This window comes from Pseudomonas sp. B3(2017) (genome assembly GCF_002113595.1).
Taxonomy (GTDB): Bacteria; Pseudomonadota; Gammaproteobacteria; order Pseudomonadales; family Pseudomonadaceae; genus Aquipseudomonas; species Aquipseudomonas ekonensis.
In genome coordinates, this window is sequence record NZ_NEIU01000008.1 from 265,113 (window position 1) to 280,298 (window position 15,186).

Genomic DNA, 15,186 nt, shown 5'->3' on the forward strand with positions numbered 1-15,186 from the left:
CATGGCGGCGAATCCAATCGAATACCCAAGGCATCGCGGGGTGCGGCCATGAGCATCCCTGAGCCGATCGGCGTCACCGACGAGCAGGCCACGGTGTCCGTCACCACGTGCCGGTTCACGGTGCTCACCGTCAACACCCACAAGGGTTTCACCGCGCTGAACCGGCGCTTCATCCTGCCGGAGCTGCGCGAAGCGGTGCGCAGCGTGTCCGCCGACGTGGTGTTTCTGCAGGAAGTCCACGGCACCCATGAACACCACCCCAAGCGCTTCGCCGACTGGCCGACCATGCCGCAGTACGAGTTCCTCGCCGACAGCCTGTGGCCGCAGTTCGCCTACGGGCGCAACGCGGTGTACCCGGAGGGCGACCACGGCAATGCGCTGCTGTCGAAATTCCAGATCGTGCGCCATGACAACCTCGACGTGTCGATCAGCGGCCACGAGAACCGCGGGCTGCTGCATTGCGTGCTGCGCCTGCCGGGGGACGACCGTGAACTGCATGCGTTCTGCGTGCACCTGGGCCTGCGCGAAAGCCACCGCACCCGCCAGTTGATGCGGCTCGCCGAATACCTGGCCGGACTGCCCGACGACGCGCCGTTGATCGTCGCCGGCGACTTCAACGACTGGCGCCAGCAGGCCGATGCGCTGCTCGGGCCCTGTGGCCTGCGCGAGGTGTTCGCCGAGCGCCACGGCAAACCCGCACGCAGTTTTCCCGCCCGCCTGCCGGCGCTGCGCCTGGACCGCATCTACGTGCGCAACCTGAAGGCCAGCCGCCCACAAGTGCTGGCCAACCGGCCCTGGTCACACCTGTCCGACCATGTGCCGCTGTCCGTGGAGATCGAAGCATGAGCAGCGCACCGCTGGAGAAATCCACACTTGCGTCCCTGCCCGCCGCCCCGGTGCGCGAGCCCGGCGCCGTCGAGGTCGACTACGGCTGGCAAGGCAACAATCGGGTCGAACTGCTGGTGAACGGCGAAGCCTACTTCCCCCGGGTGTTCGCCGCGTTGCGCGGGGCTCAGAGCGAAATCCTGCTGGAGACGTTCATCGTGTTCGAGGACAAGGTCGGCCTCGAACTGCAGCAGATCCTCATCGACGCCGCCCGGCGCGGTGTGCGCACCACCGTCAATTTCGACGGGTTCGGCTGCGGCGAGTTGAGCGCCGGCTACCTCGCGGCGCTCAGCGAGGCCGGCGTGCACCTGCAGATCTTCGACCCGGCGCCCAAGCGCCTGGGCATCCGCACCAACTGGTTCCGGCGCCTGCACCGCAAGATCGTGGTGGTCGACGGCCAAATCGCGTTCATGGGCGGGATCAACTTCTCCGGCGACCACCTGGCGGACTTCGGCCCCGAAGCCAAGCAGGACTATTCGGTGCAGATCCAAGGGCCGGCGGTGGCCGACATCCACCACTTCGCCCTGCTGCAGAGCGGCCGCCCGGGCCGGGCGCGGTTCTGGTGGCTGCGCCGCCGCGACCGCCGGGCGCAACTGGCCCTGGACGGGCACGACGGCCAGGTGCGCCTGGTGTTCCGCGACAACGACCGGCACCCCCGCGACATCGAAGACGTGTACTTGCAGGTGCTGCGCAGCGCCCGGCGCCGGGTGGTGATCGCCAACGCGTACTTCTTCCCCGGCTACCGGCTGCTGCGCGAGATCCGCAATGCAGCCCGGCGCGGCGTCGAGGTGCGGCTGATCCTCCAGGGCCAGCCGGACATGCAAGTGGCCAAACTCGCCGCACGCTTGACCTACGACTACCTGCTGCGGGCCGGGGTGCAGATCCACGAGTACTGCGAGCGCCCGTTGCACGGCAAGGTCGCACTGGCGGACGAGGACTGGAGCACCGTCGGATCGAGCAACCTCGACCCGTTGAGCCTGTCGCTGAACCTGGAGGCCAACGTGCTGATCCGCGACCGCACGTTCAACCGCGAACTGCACGAGCACCTGGAACAGCTCAGCCGCGACCACTGCCGGGCGGTCGATCCCGCCAGCGTGCCGCGCGGGCGGCTCTGGCGCATGACCGTGGGCTTGCTGGTGTTCCACTTCCTGCGCCACTTCCCGGCCATGGCCGGTTGGCTGCCGGCGCACAAGCCCAGGTTGGCGCCGTTCACCCACACACCCGGCAGCGAAATCCGATGAGCCGCCCGACTGCCGAAGCGGCGCATCCGGCAGCGCCGGCCCGCTCCCGCTGGCACCGCTGGAAGCGCCCGCTGACGCTGCTGTTCTTCCTGGCGCTGATCGTGCTGCTGACGATGTTCGCCAGCCGCATCGAATGGGCCGAGGTGCTGCAGACCCTGGCCGACTTCAAGGCCCGCACGCTGCTCATCGCCTCCAGCCTGACGCTGCTGAGCTTTCTGGTGTACGCCAGTTTCGACCTGATCGGCCGCACCTACATCCGCCAGGACCTGACCTGGAAACAGATCCTGCCGGTGGGCCTGATCAGCTACGCCTTCAACCTCAACCTCAGCGCCTGGGTCGGCGGCATCGCCATGCGCTACCGGCTGTACTCGCGGCTGGGCGTCAGCAAGGGCAACATCGCCAAGATCCTCGGCCTGAGCCTGGCCACCAACTGGTTCGGCTACATGACCATCGCCGGCGTCGTGTTCAGCAGCGGTCTGGTGAGCATGCCGCCGGGCTGGAAACTGAGCAGCGATGCGCTGCAAGGGGTGGGCGCCCTGCTGTTGCTGGCCAGCACCGGCTACCTGGCGGCGTGCCGGTTCTCCCGGCGCCGGGAATGGTCGGTGCGGGGCGTGGAAATCAACTTGCCGTCGCTGCGCATGGCGGTGCTGCAACTGCTGCTGGGCGCCCTCAACTGGTCGCTGATGGCTGCGGTGATCTTCACCCTGCTGCCGGGCAAGCTCGACTATCCGCTGGTGCTGGGGGTGCTGCTGATCAGCGCGATCGCCGGGGTCGTCACCCACATTCCGGCGGGGCTTGGCGTGCTGGAGGCGGTGTTCGTCGCCCTGCTCCAGCACGAGGCGTCGCGGGGCAGCCTGGTGGCGGGGCTGCTGGCGTACCGGGCGATCTATTTCCTGCTGCCGCTGCTGATCACGGTGGTGATGTACCTGGTGGTGGAGGCCAAGGCCAAGGCGCTGCGGATCGAGAGAAAGGCCTCCTGAGGGACGGCGTCATCGTTCCGAGGAAGCCAGCCTGCCGGCGATGGCGCCAGCAGGCATTACGCCTGATTCAGCGGGACTGGATGATGCTCAGCCGCTCACCCACCACCATCTCGGTGATCCAGTCGACCAGGATCGAGGTGTAGGCCTGCTGCGACACCGGATCGCTCAGCCCGTGGTCGGCGCCGTCGATGATGCGGTGGGTCAGCGAATGGGTCTGCTGGCACGCGGCGCGGTAACTCATGATCGTGGCGTGGGGCACGTAGTCGTCGGTCTCCGACTGCACCAGCAGCACATCCCCGGTGAACTGCGAACAGGCGTGCAGCGCCCGGTTGCTGCCGGCCGGCACCAACGTGGCGCGGTAATCGCGCAGGTCGGCCTTGTCCAAGTCACGCTTGGGCAGGTGCCACTGCTCGTCGCGGTACAGCGCCGGCACCCGCAGCGCCAGCCAGCGCACCGGGCGCAGCGAGGTGAGGATCGCCGCCAGGTAACCGCCGTAGCTGGTGCCGACCACGGCGATGGCCGAGGTGTCGAGCGCCGGGTGGGCCAGCAGTCGGTCGTAGGCCGCGATCAAGTCGCGCAGGTTGTCTTCGCGGGTGACCCGGCTCAAGGGGATGCCGGTGCCGCCGGTGTGGCCGCGCAGGTCGAAGGTCAGGCACACGCAGCCCAGCCCCGCGATGCCCTTGGCCCGTTCCAGGTCACGCTCCTGGCTGCCGCCCCAACCGTGCACGAACAGCACGCCGGGCACCTTGGATTTGGGACTGAGGAACGTCCCGCTCATCTGTTCGTCGTCAATGTCGATTTGAATGCTTTCGCTTCTGGCCGTCATAGGCGTTGACCGTCACGTATTTGAGGAGGAAACCGCTGTGCTCCGCCGGCCCCCGGTAGACCTCGATGGCGTCCGCCGGCAGGGCCTGGTCGGTGTAGGTTTCCACGGATGAGACATACACCGCCGGCATCTGCGGATCGTTGATGAAACACTGCAGCGCCGCGACTTCAGCGCTGCTCGCGCCGCCCATGCGCCAGGATTGCTCCAGCACGCCGCTGCGCGGCTTGCCGGCGCTGTCCAGGCCTTGGGCGATGTCGTAGTTGCGACGCGAGGCGTAGAAGCGCGGGTACGCCTCATCGGCGGCGCGGTCGAACACCTGGGCCTGGCCGACGGCCAGCCGCACGTCATCTGCCAGATCCAGCGCCAGCAGGGCTTCGTAGCCGCCGCGCACCGCCAGCAGGTTCGAGCCGCCGTAGACGGCTTCGCCTGCGGCGTCTTCGGTCAAGTATTGATCGCCGCAGTAACTGAGCACCGTGTCGCCGATGAACGACTGGCCGACGCTGTGGGTGACCACCTCGCTCAAGTCCTGCTCCAGCACCACGCCGTCACCGAACAGCGTTGCGGCGTCCGGCCGGGCGAGGACTTCGTCGAGGGCGTCGAGGCTGGCGATCACCTCCTGTCCCCGTCCGGCGCAGGCGTGGATCGGCTTGAGGCGGATCGGCCCGCCGTACAGCAGGTGCTCGGCGGCGGGCCGCGCATCGTCGAGGGCGAACACGCTCAGGCCGTCGAGCACGACCGTGCGTACCCGCTCGGAAAACAGCGGCGACCACCCTGCCGGCGCATGGGCCTGATGGCTGCGCAGTCCGTGGCTGATGGCTTTGGTGCAGATGAAATCGTGCTCGACGTAGCCGCCCCACAAGTCGTCCGGGCCGTGGATGCCCAGGCTCCGGGCGGCGTCAGGGCCGACGACAGTCTGGGTCGGCAGCAGGTAAAGGTCGCGGCCACGGTGCCTGGCCGGATCGAAGGCGCCGCCGAACTTCAGCCCGAGTATCTGCGCCAGCCAACGGGCCAGCGCAGCGTTGGTCTGCACCTCATGCTGCGGCGCGTCGGGCCGCACCGAGTGGGCGACCACCAGTTTCCTGCGGGCTGTCGGGGTCATGGGCTCCCCTTCCGGCGGTTCGATGGATTCAGTCGGAAGCGGTGCAGGGATCAGGCCAGGTGCCGCCCCCGAAAAAAACCAACGGATTCAGGCGCCCGCCCACGGGCTGATGGCGCTGCGCCTGTCGCATTTTGCACGACTCGCCGAAAGTGCACGGCATTCTGCACGAAGGGTCACACAGCCTATTCGTTCCACAGAAGAGACCGCGCCGCATTCACGACGTGTTCGATTCGCTGAGCATCCGCATTCCATCCAGCCTGCATGACCGTATCCTCAGTGGGCACGCCGGCATCTTTGCTCATCATCCGAGAGAGCCACCGCGGCACATCGGGGTGACCGATCTGATCGGACAGCAGTTTCACCTGCAACAGTTCGAGGTTCTTGGGATCCGTCTCCCGCTCGACCAGCGTGTCGATTATTCGGGTACGCAACCGCTGCCCCTCGATGCCCGGCGTATCCGAGTCTTCCCCGGTGCAGGCGTAAAGGATTTTTCGCCGCGCATTCACGTCTTCCGAGAGCAGGACTCGCTCAGCGAGCTCAAACACGCCGGGCCATGTCGCGTCGTGATCGATCGCTTCGCGAATGAAGCTCTCAAGGATCCGCGCCACCGGATTCGCGGTTTCGGGCAACCGCACAAGCACTTGCGTGAAAAGCGGCGCCAGCACGGCGAAACGGGCACCGATCTGTTCAGGCTTGCCCAGCCCGTAATGAAATCCGCTCAAGGCCTGCACTTCGGCTTCGCGCTGCAGCACCCGCTCGAACACACGCTCGGCGAATGCCTGGAACTGCGTGCCCGAATAACTCAGGCACACGGCCACATCGACATCAGCCAAACCCGGTGCGTTGATCAGTTTCCACACCGACGCCGCATCGCCTCCTCGCGCCAGCATGCGCAGACAGGTGGTGCGCAGCTCGGGATCGTCCGTTGCCTCCATCAACCCCGATGCGGCCTGCGCGATTTCCGGGGGGACCGGCAGTGCGGACAGGCCCCGGGCCAGCGCCTGCTTGTGCCTCACCCCAAACAGGGCCGAAGCCTGCACTTGCGCCATCAGGCCGAGCACTTGCCCGGCGTATTCTCTGGCGAGCATTTCCATCATGTCCGCGCTTTCCTTGCCCTCTGACTGCGTCAAAGCCTGGAGCGCTGCCCAGATGCAGGTCTCGGCGCCGAGAAAGAACAGCCCCCGGGCGAGGTGCCCGAGGTTGGCCTCGTCGTAATCCCCGAAGGCCGCCTCCGAGTCGAAGCGCTCAATCAGAAAACGCCAGGCATCGGACTGCGGTTCCCGCACGGCGGCCAGCATCCGCTCGCGCCAGGGCGTCACACGGAAGTTCGGCTCCCGGTCAATCCGTCTCCAATGCCTCTGGCGCCACTCACTTCCCGTCTCTGTCTTCGCCAGCGTCCAGAGCAGACGAACCCGTTGTTCGGCGCTCCATCGCCCTGATGCCATCAAGTCAAGCAATGCGTTGTCGGACTCAAGCAGCATCAGGATGCTGTTGCCTGTGTAGCCCTCACCCAGCTTCGTCGCCAAAGGCTCCAGCGAGCGCCAATCGGACAACGCCTCAAATGTCGAACAGACCAGGCTGCGGGCGATGCCGAAGCGCTCATGCCCGGCGTACTCGACCAGGTGCTCAAGTTGTTCGATGGCCCGACCCGCATCGCGCCGGGCCAGGTCAGCCAGGGCAAAGCGCAAGGCGCCCACCTTCAGGGGGAACGCCTTGACCCGATCCAGCCCGGCGATGGTTTGCGGCACATCCACATGGTGCCCCTGAAGGCGCTCCGAGATCTCGTCCGGCTCGATGCGGAACACACCTTGGTTCTGGACAATGAAGTTGGCCCGCTTGAGGGCCTCATAGGCTGAGGGGTCGAAGCCGGGCATGCCAAACACTTCTTGCTTGGCCAGCACCCCTTGCTCCGAATTCGCCAAGGCCCGCGAAAGGCGCTCGACAAACAGGCTCAACTGTTCCTCCAGGATCGTGTGTTCATTGATCACCTGACTCATGCGATGTTCGATGAAACGATCGAAGATCTGCGTCTGCTCAAGCTCAACGTCACTGCGCGCGCGGATCTGCGCACAGAACGACATCATGCTCGGATGCCGGTAGCGCGCGAGTCCGACATCCCCCAACAGAACGGCGGCGGCGAAAGCCTCCTCCTTGGAGAATTCCTGGAGCCGGATTTGCCAGCCCCCCTTCTGCGGTCGATAGACCAACGAAGAAAGCTCCAGCGGGGCCTTCAGGCGATCCATCGTTTCCTGACGCCCGGTCAGCACCAGTTGCAGTTGCGATTGGGTCAGTTGCGCCAGGCTGGCGTCCATCCATTGGCTCAGATGCCCGCTGAACGAAGACGCCCGGTCCAGGCCATCGATGATCACCAGCAGCGGCGTGTGCTTGAGCCACTGCGCCAGCTCGGGCGCTTGCAGCGGATAACCGCCGTGCTCTTGGACATACCCGACGATGAGCCGGCTCAGACTGTCATTCAGGCTCGCATCGCCGACCGCCAGGCTTTCCGCCCCGATCAGCAGGGTCGGCCGTTTCGTCACGGTTCGGCCGCGTTGCGCGCACCAGGAAGTTTTCCCCTGACCCGAGCCGCCCACGATCACCATCAAGGAGCTGGGCGCCTCGCAGAACTGTTCCAGGTGCCGATCCAGATCCACGCGCGGCACATAAAGATGGGGTATGAATTTCCCCAGCCCCAGCAATTGGTCGATCCGCTGCTCGGTCATGCCCCGGAGTATGTCTTCGAGCCGAACCTGCATCCCGGCCAACGACAACCGGTGATGGGACACATCGATGCGCTCGCGCCGCAGGATGTTCCAGAGTCCGGGACGATCCACGGACTTGCGGTTTTTTGCCATGTCGAGGCAGGTGACATTCAACAGGATCCACGTTTGCGAAGCCTGCTGCGGATCGACGACCTGACGCAGTTTCTCTATCGCGTGATGCTGCTCCAGATCCAGGAGCGTGTCGAAGACCGACAGGTGGGTGCAGCCCAGAAACCCGCGAAAGCCCTCCTCGATGTCCGCATCCGTCTTTTTCAGTCTTTTCGACTCGTCGACGAAACAGGTTCTCAACCGCTTGAACGCCGCCCCCGTCGCCTCGCTGGTCACGCACCCTTCAAGCTTTGCGTCGCCGGCCAGATCGCGGCACGTGTTCAGCACTTGCTGCACGGCCACCCGTACCGTGCCCGACGCGGAGGAGTCCGTCGCGATGACCAGCCGATCTTCGGTGCGGGAGAAACCGTCGCTCCAGAACTGCCGGACCATCTGGTCCATCGCCTTTTTGAACTCAGGCCCCATCACCAGGCCGTGCTTGACCTGAATGTAGACCGAGCCTTCGGGCAGCAGCCGCAGCACCAGGTCGTCAACCTGCGTGGAGCTCTCACAGGCGATCGAGACAATGCTGTGCCGGTCGCTCAGTTTCCAGGGCAACGACGCCGCATGGCCCAGCAGCATCTCGACGGCGCACCATGCTCCGACCGAGCCGGCATAGACCGCCCCGCCGGTGCTGGCGGCGCCGCCGGCGGAACCTCGTGGGTTGCTGTCGGGAGAATCGTTCATGAACATCCTTGTCGGTATCGCCTGAGTCGGGGCCGATGGCCGTCAAGCACGGCCCGGTGATGGCGGCATGCTACCAAATCTCTTCCGGTAATCGCTCGGCGCCAGTCCGGTGATCTTCTTGAACGTGCCCCGGAACGCGCCGGGGTCCTGATACCCCACCGTCCACGCGATATGGTCGATGGTGCCGTTGGTGAATTCGAGCAGCTCCCGGGCCTTGCCCACCCGCAGGTGCTGGCAGTACTCGGTGGGTTTCAGGCCGGTGGCCGCGCGGAAACGGCGCAGGAAGGTGCGTTCCTCCAGGGCGGCGCGTTCGGCCATGGCCGCGAGCGACACATCGGTCGCACCGGTGCCTTGCAGCCAGTGCTGCACCTTGAGGATCGCCGCGTCGCCATGGTTGAGGATCGGCGCGAAGTTGCTGCCGCATTCGCTGGCGCTGTCGCTGTGTTCCACCACCAGGAACCGTGCGGTGGCGCTGGCGACGCTCGGCCCCAGCAACCGGTCGACCAGCCGCAGCCCCAGTTCCGACCAGGCCATCAGCCCGGCGGTGGTGATCAGGTCGCCGTCATCGACGATCGGCGTGTCGGCCTTGAGCTCGATGGCTGGATAACGTTCGGCGAACGCCTTGGCTGCCGTCCAGTGGGCGGTGGCGCGGCGGCCGTCCAGCAGGCCGCTTTCGGCCAGCAGCCAGGAGCCTACGCAGACACCGCCAAGCGTCGCGCCAGCGGCGTGTTGCTGCCGCATCCACGGCATCAGCCCGCCCGGCACCGTCGCCGCATCGAAGCCGCCGATGGAGGGAGGAATCGTCACCGCCACCAGCCCGGCATCCGGGCCGGGGCGGCTGTCGTAGACCCGCGCCGGCGCATGTTCGTCTGCCGCCCGCCAATGGCTGACCCGCAGCAGCGGGCGCTGCACGGTCTGATATTCGGCGGCGATGGCGTCGGCCACCGCGAACAGGTCGGTCAGGCCATGCACCGCCGCCATCTGCGCGCCGGGGTAGATCAGCACCCCGAGCTCGACGACGGCCCTATCTGCGCCCATTGTCAGTTTTCCCCTGTGTAATGTCGGGGCGGCCAATCCTCGGTACGCGCCCCGTCGCCAATACTGAACCCACAGACACGCCAACCTTCGAGGACACACCCATGGCCAAGCAAGCGCTCATCCTAGTCGATATCCAGAACGACTACTTCCCCCAAGGCAAATGGACGCTGACCGGCGCCGACGCCGCCGCCGACAACGCCGCGCAATTGCTCGCTACGTTCCGCGAGACGGGCGACGCGGTGATCCACATCCGCCACGAATTCACCTCCGCCGACGCGCCGTTCTTCACCCCCGGCTCCGACGGCGCCAAGCTGCACCCCAAAGTGCTCAACCGCGCCGGCGAGCCGGTGGTGCTCAAGCATTTCGTCAATGCTTTCCGCGACACCGAACTGCAAGCGCTGCTCGACGGGCAAGGCATCAAGGAACTGGTGGTGGTCGGCAGCATGAGCCACATGTGCATCGACGGCATCACCCGGGCCGCCGCGGACTTTGGCTACGGTGTCACGGTGATCCACGACGCCTGCGCCACCCGCGACCTGGAGTTCAACGGCCTCACCGTGCCGGCCGACCACGTCCATGCCGCCTTCATGGCGTCGCTGGCCTTTGCCTACGCCAGCGTGGTGTCCACCGCCGAGTTCCTGTCGGCCAACCGCTGACCACTGTTTGAAACAACCGGAAAAACCTTGGCCCGCCCTGTTGCGGGCCTTCTTTCGTGCAGCGGAAAAAATCTCACGCGTGAGCCATTGATGGCACTTTGGATTGGCTGTAGTGTGGCTCACGCGTGAGATGTTCATAACGGAGTCATCGCCATGAAAAGCCGCTCCCCCGATGCGGAACCGAAAAGCCCGAAGGGAGTGCGCTCGACACCGTCCGCGAAGAAACCGTCGAGCTTCTACATGAAGCAGATGCGCGCGGGCCTGGCGGCCGCCGGTTATGTGAAACACGAAGCTTGGGTGCTTCCGGAGAACCGGGGCGTGCTCAAGCAAATGGAGCAACAGCTACGCCAACCGATTCTGGCTGGCTCATTCATGTCGGAGAATTACATGAGCGCAGGCAACAACTGGAACATCGATAGCCTCTACACCGCCTTCAAGGCGCTGGACGAGGTCGCTTCGCAGGAGATCACGCTGTCTCTGATCCAGAGCTCCGAACCCAGCCTCAAGCTGGAGATGAACGACTTCGGCGGCCTGCCGATTCACATCGCCATCGCCGGTGCGCAGATCATCGTCGACACCGTGCTGGTGGACATCGACTCGATCACCGACGTGCGCGCCTTCAACGACGCCGTGCTGCGCAGCCGGGAAATGTTCCCGCTGTCGTCCATCGGCATCGAGTCCATGCCCAACGGCCAGACCGTCTACAACATGTTCGGCGCCCTCAGCGCCGAGTCGAGCCTGACCAACGTGGTCACCGAGGTGAAGACCCTGGTCGACAACGTGCAGCGCGCCAGCGAAGCCTTCGCGCACTTCTTCAAGTAACCAACAGGGAAAATCCAATGACTCAGTCCATCTGGAGCAAGTTGTTCACCGCACTGCGCGGCGGCGCCAACGAAGTCGGCGAAGCGATCGTCGACCAGCAGGCCCTGCGCATCCTCGACCAGGAAATCCGCGATGCCGACAGCGCCCTGTCCAACGCCCGCCGCGAGCTGGTCACCATCATGGCCAAGCACAAGCTGTCCGCCGACCGCGTGAGCGAGTACGACGCCAAGATCAAGGACCTGGAAGCCAAGGCCGTGTCGGCCCTGAACGCCGGCCGCGAAGACCTGGCGCTGGAAGTGGCCGAAGCGATCTCGACCCTGACCAACGACCTCGACGCCGAGAAGAAGCAAAGCGACGAGTTCGGCACCTACGCCGAGAACATGCGCAAGGACATCAACAAGGCCGAGGCGCGGATCAAGAGCCTGCGCCAGCAAGTGGACATGGCCAAGGCCCGCGAAAGCGTGCAGAAGGCCCAGGTCAGCGCGTCCATCGCCAGCGGCGGCGCCAACGGCAAGCTGGAGACCGCCGTCGGTACGCTGAACCGTCTGCAGGCCAAGCAGCAACAGCGCGCCGCCGAGCTCAGCGCGGCGGACGAACTGGCCGATGCCTCGACCGGCAACGACCTGGACCGCAAGCTGCGCGAAGCCGGCATCACGCCGAACGAAGGCAGCGCCAACGCGATCCTTGAGCGCCTGAAGCAGAAGTCGGCCCAGTAAACCGCCTGCACCACCTGTGGGAGCGGGCTCGCTCCCACAGCGTTGCGCAAGATCCGGAACCGGCGGGAGCCCGCCTGCTGGCGATGGCGCCGGCGGAACCACCGCCTCAATCAGTCCCCCATCGGCAAATCCCTCTGCTCGTTCAGCCCGCAGCCCGGTACACTAGCCGCGTTTTTCGCTGACGATCACCTCCACCCGCCTCAAGGACAGTACCCATGGGATGGTTCAAAGACTTGCTGGGCACCAGCAACTGGCAGACGGCACCGCAAGCGTCCGGACCGTCAGACGGCCCGCTCGGCTTGGCGCAGGGCAAGGCAATCCGTTTCGACTCGACCCTGGGGCTTCTGCTCGACGGCAGCTCGTCGGTGCGGGTGCCCGACGCCCAGGCGATCTGGAGCGCCGGCTGGATCGACCTCGGCCAGTCGAACAAGCTGCACCGCTACTACCTGGACAACGAAGATTTCTGGCTGCAGGTCCACGTGACCGGCGACGACCAGATCGAATCGGTGACGCTGTTCAACTACGTCGACTACGTGACCGTCAACAGCGACGCGGAACTGCAGCGCCTGGCCGGCGCCCAGAGCCCCGTCGGCCTGCCGACCTACTCCCTCGACGGCGTGTCGTTCAGCCGTGAGTGGGGCACCGAACGCGGCCAGACCGAACTGGTGCCGCTGACCGAACACGTCGCCAACCCGGACGAGACCTACACCATCGAACACCACTCGATGCTCTACGCCCGGGAAACCGGCCTGACCGAGCGTCGCGAACTGCTGCTGTTCTCCGTCGAACAGGACGAAGAAGGCACCGTCAGCCTGAGCACCTCGCTGGGCATCTCGCTGTACACCACCGACCTGAGCACCGTTTAAAAGGAAGTTTGCCATGCTGGAAGCGCTGTCCGTTTCCCTGAACAAGACCGCACTGGTCGGTTTCGTCGTCTACCTGATCGGCGCCGTGCTGCTGTTCATGCTGTTTCAGTTCGTCTACACCCGCATCACCCCGCACAAGGAATTCGAGCTGATCCGCGCCGGCAACAGCGCGGCGGCCATCGCCCTGTCCGGCGCGATCATCGGTTTCGCCATCCCGGCCAGCAACGTCATCGCCTACTCGATCAACCTCCTGGATTTCGTCCTCTGGGCGGTGATCGCCGCTGCCGTTCAACTGCTGGCGTTCCTGGCCACCGGCCTGGTGCTCAAGGGCACGTCCCAGCGCATCGCCAACGGCGAAATCGCCTCCGGCATCTATGTCGCCGCCGTGGCGATCAGCGTGGGCATGCTCAACGCTGCGTGCATGACACCGTCCAACTGACCGGCAGGGAGCCTGTGATGAAACGAAGCAAGTACGTCCAGATGTCCCTGGCCGCCTCGGTGGCGCTGGCCATCTCCGGCCAGGCAGGTGCGGTGGAGCAACCGCGCAGCTTCCAGAGCGTGGAACAGTGCGTGGATGCCGACGTGGCGGCGGACATCTGCTCGGACGCGTACGTCGCGGCCCTGGCCGAACACCGGCGCATCGCCCCGGCCTACGACGACAAGGCCGCCTGCGACGCGGACTTTGCCGCCGACTGGTGTCAGAAGAATTCCGCCGGCCGGTTCGTGCCCAAGCTCGGCGGCTTCAAGGTGCCGCGCAACGGCGAAGCGGTGCAGGATCTGGATGCGATCGCCGATGCGCCGATGCCGGCCGGCGAAGCCCAGGCCGCCCAAACGACCCATGTCACCCACTCGTCCGGCGGCTCGGGCAACGGTTTCCTCACCGGCCTGCTGATCGGCAATGCGTTGAGCAACAGCCGTTCGACCTACAGCCCGCCGCCGGTCTACCGCGAACGCAACACGCGCCAGACCTATGACACCTCGACGCTGAACCGGCGGATCGAATCGGCGCCGGCCAGAAGCCGGCAGGACTACGACAGCGACTACCGCAAACCGGTCAACGTGGCCTCGGCCACCTCCCGCGGCGGCTTCGGCAGTCAGTCCAGCGCCCGCAGCGGGTGGGGCGGATGGGGTCGCTCGAGCAGCTGACCATGGAAAAGATCCTGTGCGCCGAGCGCCCCGACTGGAAACAGACGGCCGAAAGCCTCGGCTTTCTGTTCCACACCATCGACGATGAGCCTTACTGGGACGAAAGCGCCTACTACCGCTTCACCCTGGCGCAGATCGAAAACGACCTTGAGGACCCGACCGCCGAACTGCACGAGATGTGCATGGATCTGGTGGATCGGGTGGTGCACAGCGAAGAACTGCTGGATCGCCTGAGCATTCCCGCACCGTACTACGACATGATCCGAACGTCCTGGCTGGAAGGTCATCCGCATCTGTACGGGCGCATGGACTTCTCCTACAGCGGCAACGGCCCGGCGAAACTGCTGGAACTCAACTACGACACCCCCACCAGCCTGTACGAGGCGGCGGCGTTCCAGTGGGGCTGGCTGGAACAGGGCATCGCGCGCGGGACGCTGCCGGCGCGCGCCGACCAGTTCAACAGCATCGACACCCGGCTGCACGAGGCCTTCGCCCATCTGCGGCTGAAACGGCCATTCTATTTCGCCTCGATGAAAGGTTCGGTCGAGGACAAGGGCACCACGGATTACCTGCGCCTGATCGCGGAAAAGGCCGGCATCGAATCGCGCCACATCGACATCGAAGACATCGGCCTGAGCGCCGACGGCCGCTTTGTCGACCTGGAGGATCGCTGGATCCCCCACCTGTTCAAGCTGCACGCCTGGGAATTCATCTTCCACGAACCGTTCGGCGCGGCGATCGCCCAGTGCGACACACAGTTCTTCGAGCCGGCGTGGAAGGCCATCCTCTCCAACAAGGGCGTCTTGCCGTTGCTGTGGGAAATGCACAACGGCCATCCCAACCTGCTGGCCGCCCACCTCGATCCGAACCCGGCCGCTGCGGTGCCCAAGGGCTGGGTGCGCAAGCCGTACTTCTCCCGGGAAGGCGCCAACATCGAACTGCAGACCGCTGAAGGCCTGACCGTCAAAGAGGACGGGCCCTACACCGATGCGCCGTTCATCCTGCAGGAACTCGCGCCTTTACCGAAGTTCGGCGACAGCTACACGCTGATCGGCTCCTGGGTGATCGGCGACCAGCCGGCGGGGATCGGCGTACGGGAAGACAACAGCCTGATCACCAAGGATTCGAGCCGGTTCCTGCCGCACCTGATCCTCGACTGAGCGGGCCTGCCATGTGGTGGCCTCATTGATGCCATCGCCAGCAGGCTGGCTCCCACAGTGTTGTGGTGAACACAGATCGTGCATTCACCCCGAAACCCTGTGGGAGATTCTATGGTTGAGGCAAAGCCCTCAGCCTGCTTTTGGTTCATATTCGCTTTGCCCTTTGAGCAGGGCGAATACGATCCGGGCCAGTTTGC

At 65.4% G+C, this 15,186-nt stretch carries 14 protein-coding genes; 10 read left to right on the forward strand and 4 right to left on the reverse strand.

The annotated features are described in order from the left end of the window. The first annotated feature begins 48 nt into the window (after nt 1–48). The 3 genes from CAG33_RS14770 to CAG33_RS14780 are packed head-to-tail and all read left to right on the forward strand — an operon-like array spanning nt 49 to nt 3,106. The gene (locus CAG33_RS14770; RefSeq protein WP_085638987.1) at nt 49–846 is read left to right on the forward strand and encodes an endonuclease/exonuclease/phosphatase family protein; all 798 of its coding nucleotides are present in this window, start codon (nt 49–51) and stop codon (nt 844–846) included. Continuing rightward, nucleotides 843–2,126, forward strand: coding sequence for a cardiolipin synthase ClsB (gene clsB, locus CAG33_RS14775; RefSeq protein WP_085585847.1), 1,284 nt, complete (start codon nt 843–845; stop codon nt 2,124–2,126). The genes CAG33_RS14770 and clsB overlap by 4 nt, the downstream gene beginning before the upstream one ends. Beyond that, nucleotides 2,123–3,106, forward strand: coding sequence for a lysylphosphatidylglycerol synthase domain-containing protein (locus CAG33_RS14780; protein ID WP_085638990.1), 984 nt, complete (start codon nt 2,123–2,125; stop codon nt 3,104–3,106). Before clsB ends, CAG33_RS14780 begins: the two co-directional genes overlap by 4 nt. 67 nt (nt 3,107–3,173) lie before the next feature. Here the strand turns inward: CAG33_RS14780 and CAG33_RS14785 are convergent, their stop codons facing one another. The 4 genes from CAG33_RS14785 to CAG33_RS14800 form a co-directional block, all read right to left on the reverse strand. Next, nucleotides 3,174–3,932, reverse strand: coding sequence for a S9 family peptidase (locus tag CAG33_RS14785; protein WP_085585843.1), 759 nt, complete (start codon nt 3,930–3,932; stop codon nt 3,174–3,176). Beyond that, nucleotides 3,895–5,031, reverse strand: coding sequence for a DUF3182 family protein (locus CAG33_RS14790; RefSeq protein ID WP_085638993.1), 1,137 nt, complete (start codon nt 5,029–5,031; stop codon nt 3,895–3,897). The genes CAG33_RS14785 and CAG33_RS14790 overlap by 38 nt, the downstream gene beginning before the upstream one ends. A gap of 182 nt (nt 5,032–5,213) precedes the next feature. Next, nucleotides 5,214–8,585 carry a hypothetical protein gene (locus CAG33_RS14795; RefSeq protein ID WP_085638996.1) on the reverse strand — a complete coding sequence of 1,124 codons (3,372 nt, stop codon included), beginning with the start codon at nt 8,583–8,585 and terminating at the stop codon, nt 5,214–5,216. A 42-nt stretch (nt 8,586–8,627) separates the two neighbouring features. Beyond that, the gene (locus CAG33_RS14800) at nt 8,628–9,623 is read right to left on the reverse strand and encodes a GlxA family transcriptional regulator (RefSeq protein ID WP_085638999.1); all 996 of its coding nucleotides are present in this window, start codon (nt 9,621–9,623) and stop codon (nt 8,628–8,630) included. A 101-nt stretch (nt 9,624–9,724) separates the two neighbouring features. Between CAG33_RS14800 and CAG33_RS14805 the strand changes: the two genes are divergently transcribed. From CAG33_RS14805 to CAG33_RS14835, 7 genes are all read left to right on the forward strand, one after another. Continuing rightward, on the forward strand, nt 9,725–10,279 hold the full coding sequence (locus tag CAG33_RS14805; RefSeq protein WP_085639002.1) for a cysteine hydrolase family protein: 555 nt from the start codon (nt 9,725–9,727) through the stop codon (nt 10,277–10,279). A 153-nt stretch (nt 10,280–10,432) separates the two neighbouring features. After that, a complete protein-coding gene (locus tag CAG33_RS14810) occupies nt 10,433–11,101 on the forward strand; it encodes a YjfI family protein (protein ID WP_085585833.1) in 669 nt (222 codons plus the stop codon). 17 nt (nt 11,102–11,118) lie between these two features. Beyond that, nucleotides 11,119–11,817 (forward strand): PspA/IM30 family protein, encoded by a 699-nt coding sequence (locus CAG33_RS14815; protein WP_085585831.1) that lies wholly within the window; start codon nt 11,119–11,121, stop codon nt 11,815–11,817. A 215-nt stretch (nt 11,818–12,032) separates the two neighbouring features. Continuing rightward, nucleotides 12,033–12,683, forward strand: a complete 651-nt coding sequence (locus CAG33_RS14820; protein WP_085585829.1) for a DUF2491 family protein — start codon at nt 12,033–12,035, stop codon at nt 12,681–12,683. 13 nt (nt 12,684–12,696) lie between these two features. After that, complete coding sequence (locus tag CAG33_RS14825) at nt 12,697–13,122, forward strand: DUF350 domain-containing protein (RefSeq protein WP_085585826.1); 426 nt, start codon at nt 12,697–12,699, stop codon at nt 13,120–13,122. A 17-nt stretch (nt 13,123–13,139) separates the two neighbouring features. Continuing rightward, nucleotides 13,140–13,829, forward strand: a complete 690-nt coding sequence (locus CAG33_RS14830; RefSeq protein ID WP_085585824.1) for a DUF1190 domain-containing protein — start codon at nt 13,140–13,142, stop codon at nt 13,827–13,829. A 2-nt stretch (nt 13,830–13,831) separates the two neighbouring features. Beyond that, the gene (locus CAG33_RS14835; protein WP_085586010.1) at nt 13,832–14,989 is read left to right on the forward strand and encodes a glutathionylspermidine synthase family protein; all 1,158 of its coding nucleotides are present in this window, start codon (nt 13,832–13,834) and stop codon (nt 14,987–14,989) included. Nucleotides 14,990–15,186: the final 197 nt, after the last annotated feature.

Coding starts and splice junctions, on each gene's coding strand:
- CAG33_RS14770 (WP_085638987.1), top strand. CDS start 49: ATGAGCATCCCTGAGCCGATCGGCGTCACCGACGAGCAGGCCACGGTG.
- clsB (WP_085585847.1), top strand. CDS start 843: ATGAGCAGCGCACCGCTGGAGAAATCCACACTTGCGTCCCTGCCCGCC.
- CAG33_RS14780 (WP_085638990.1), top strand. CDS start 2,123: ATGAGCCGCCCGACTGCCGAAGCGGCGCATCCGGCAGCGCCGGCCCGC.
- CAG33_RS14785 (WP_085585843.1), bottom strand. CDS start 3,932: ATGACGGCCAGAAGCGAAAGCATTCAAATCGACATTGACGACGAACAG.
- CAG33_RS14790 (WP_085638993.1), bottom strand. CDS start 5,031: ATGACCCCGACAGCCCGCAGGAAACTGGTGGTCGCCCACTCGGTGCGG.
- CAG33_RS14795 (WP_085638996.1), bottom strand. CDS start 8,585: ATGAACGATTCTCCCGACAGCAACCCACGAGGTTCCGCCGGCGGCGCC.
- CAG33_RS14800 (WP_085638999.1), bottom strand. CDS start 9,623: ATGGGCGCAGATAGGGCCGTCGTCGAGCTCGGGGTGCTGATCTACCCC.
- CAG33_RS14805 (WP_085639002.1), top strand. CDS start 9,725: ATGGCCAAGCAAGCGCTCATCCTAGTCGATATCCAGAACGACTACTTC.
- CAG33_RS14810 (WP_085585833.1), top strand. CDS start 10,433: ATGAAAAGCCGCTCCCCCGATGCGGAACCGAAAAGCCCGAAGGGAGTG.
- CAG33_RS14815 (WP_085585831.1), top strand. CDS start 11,119: ATGACTCAGTCCATCTGGAGCAAGTTGTTCACCGCACTGCGCGGCGGC.
- CAG33_RS14820 (WP_085585829.1), top strand. CDS start 12,033: ATGGGATGGTTCAAAGACTTGCTGGGCACCAGCAACTGGCAGACGGCA.
- CAG33_RS14825 (WP_085585826.1), top strand. CDS start 12,697: ATGCTGGAAGCGCTGTCCGTTTCCCTGAACAAGACCGCACTGGTCGGT.
- CAG33_RS14830 (WP_085585824.1), top strand. CDS start 13,140: ATGAAACGAAGCAAGTACGTCCAGATGTCCCTGGCCGCCTCGGTGGCG.
- CAG33_RS14835 (WP_085586010.1), top strand. CDS start 13,832: ATGGAAAAGATCCTGTGCGCCGAGCGCCCCGACTGGAAACAGACGGCC.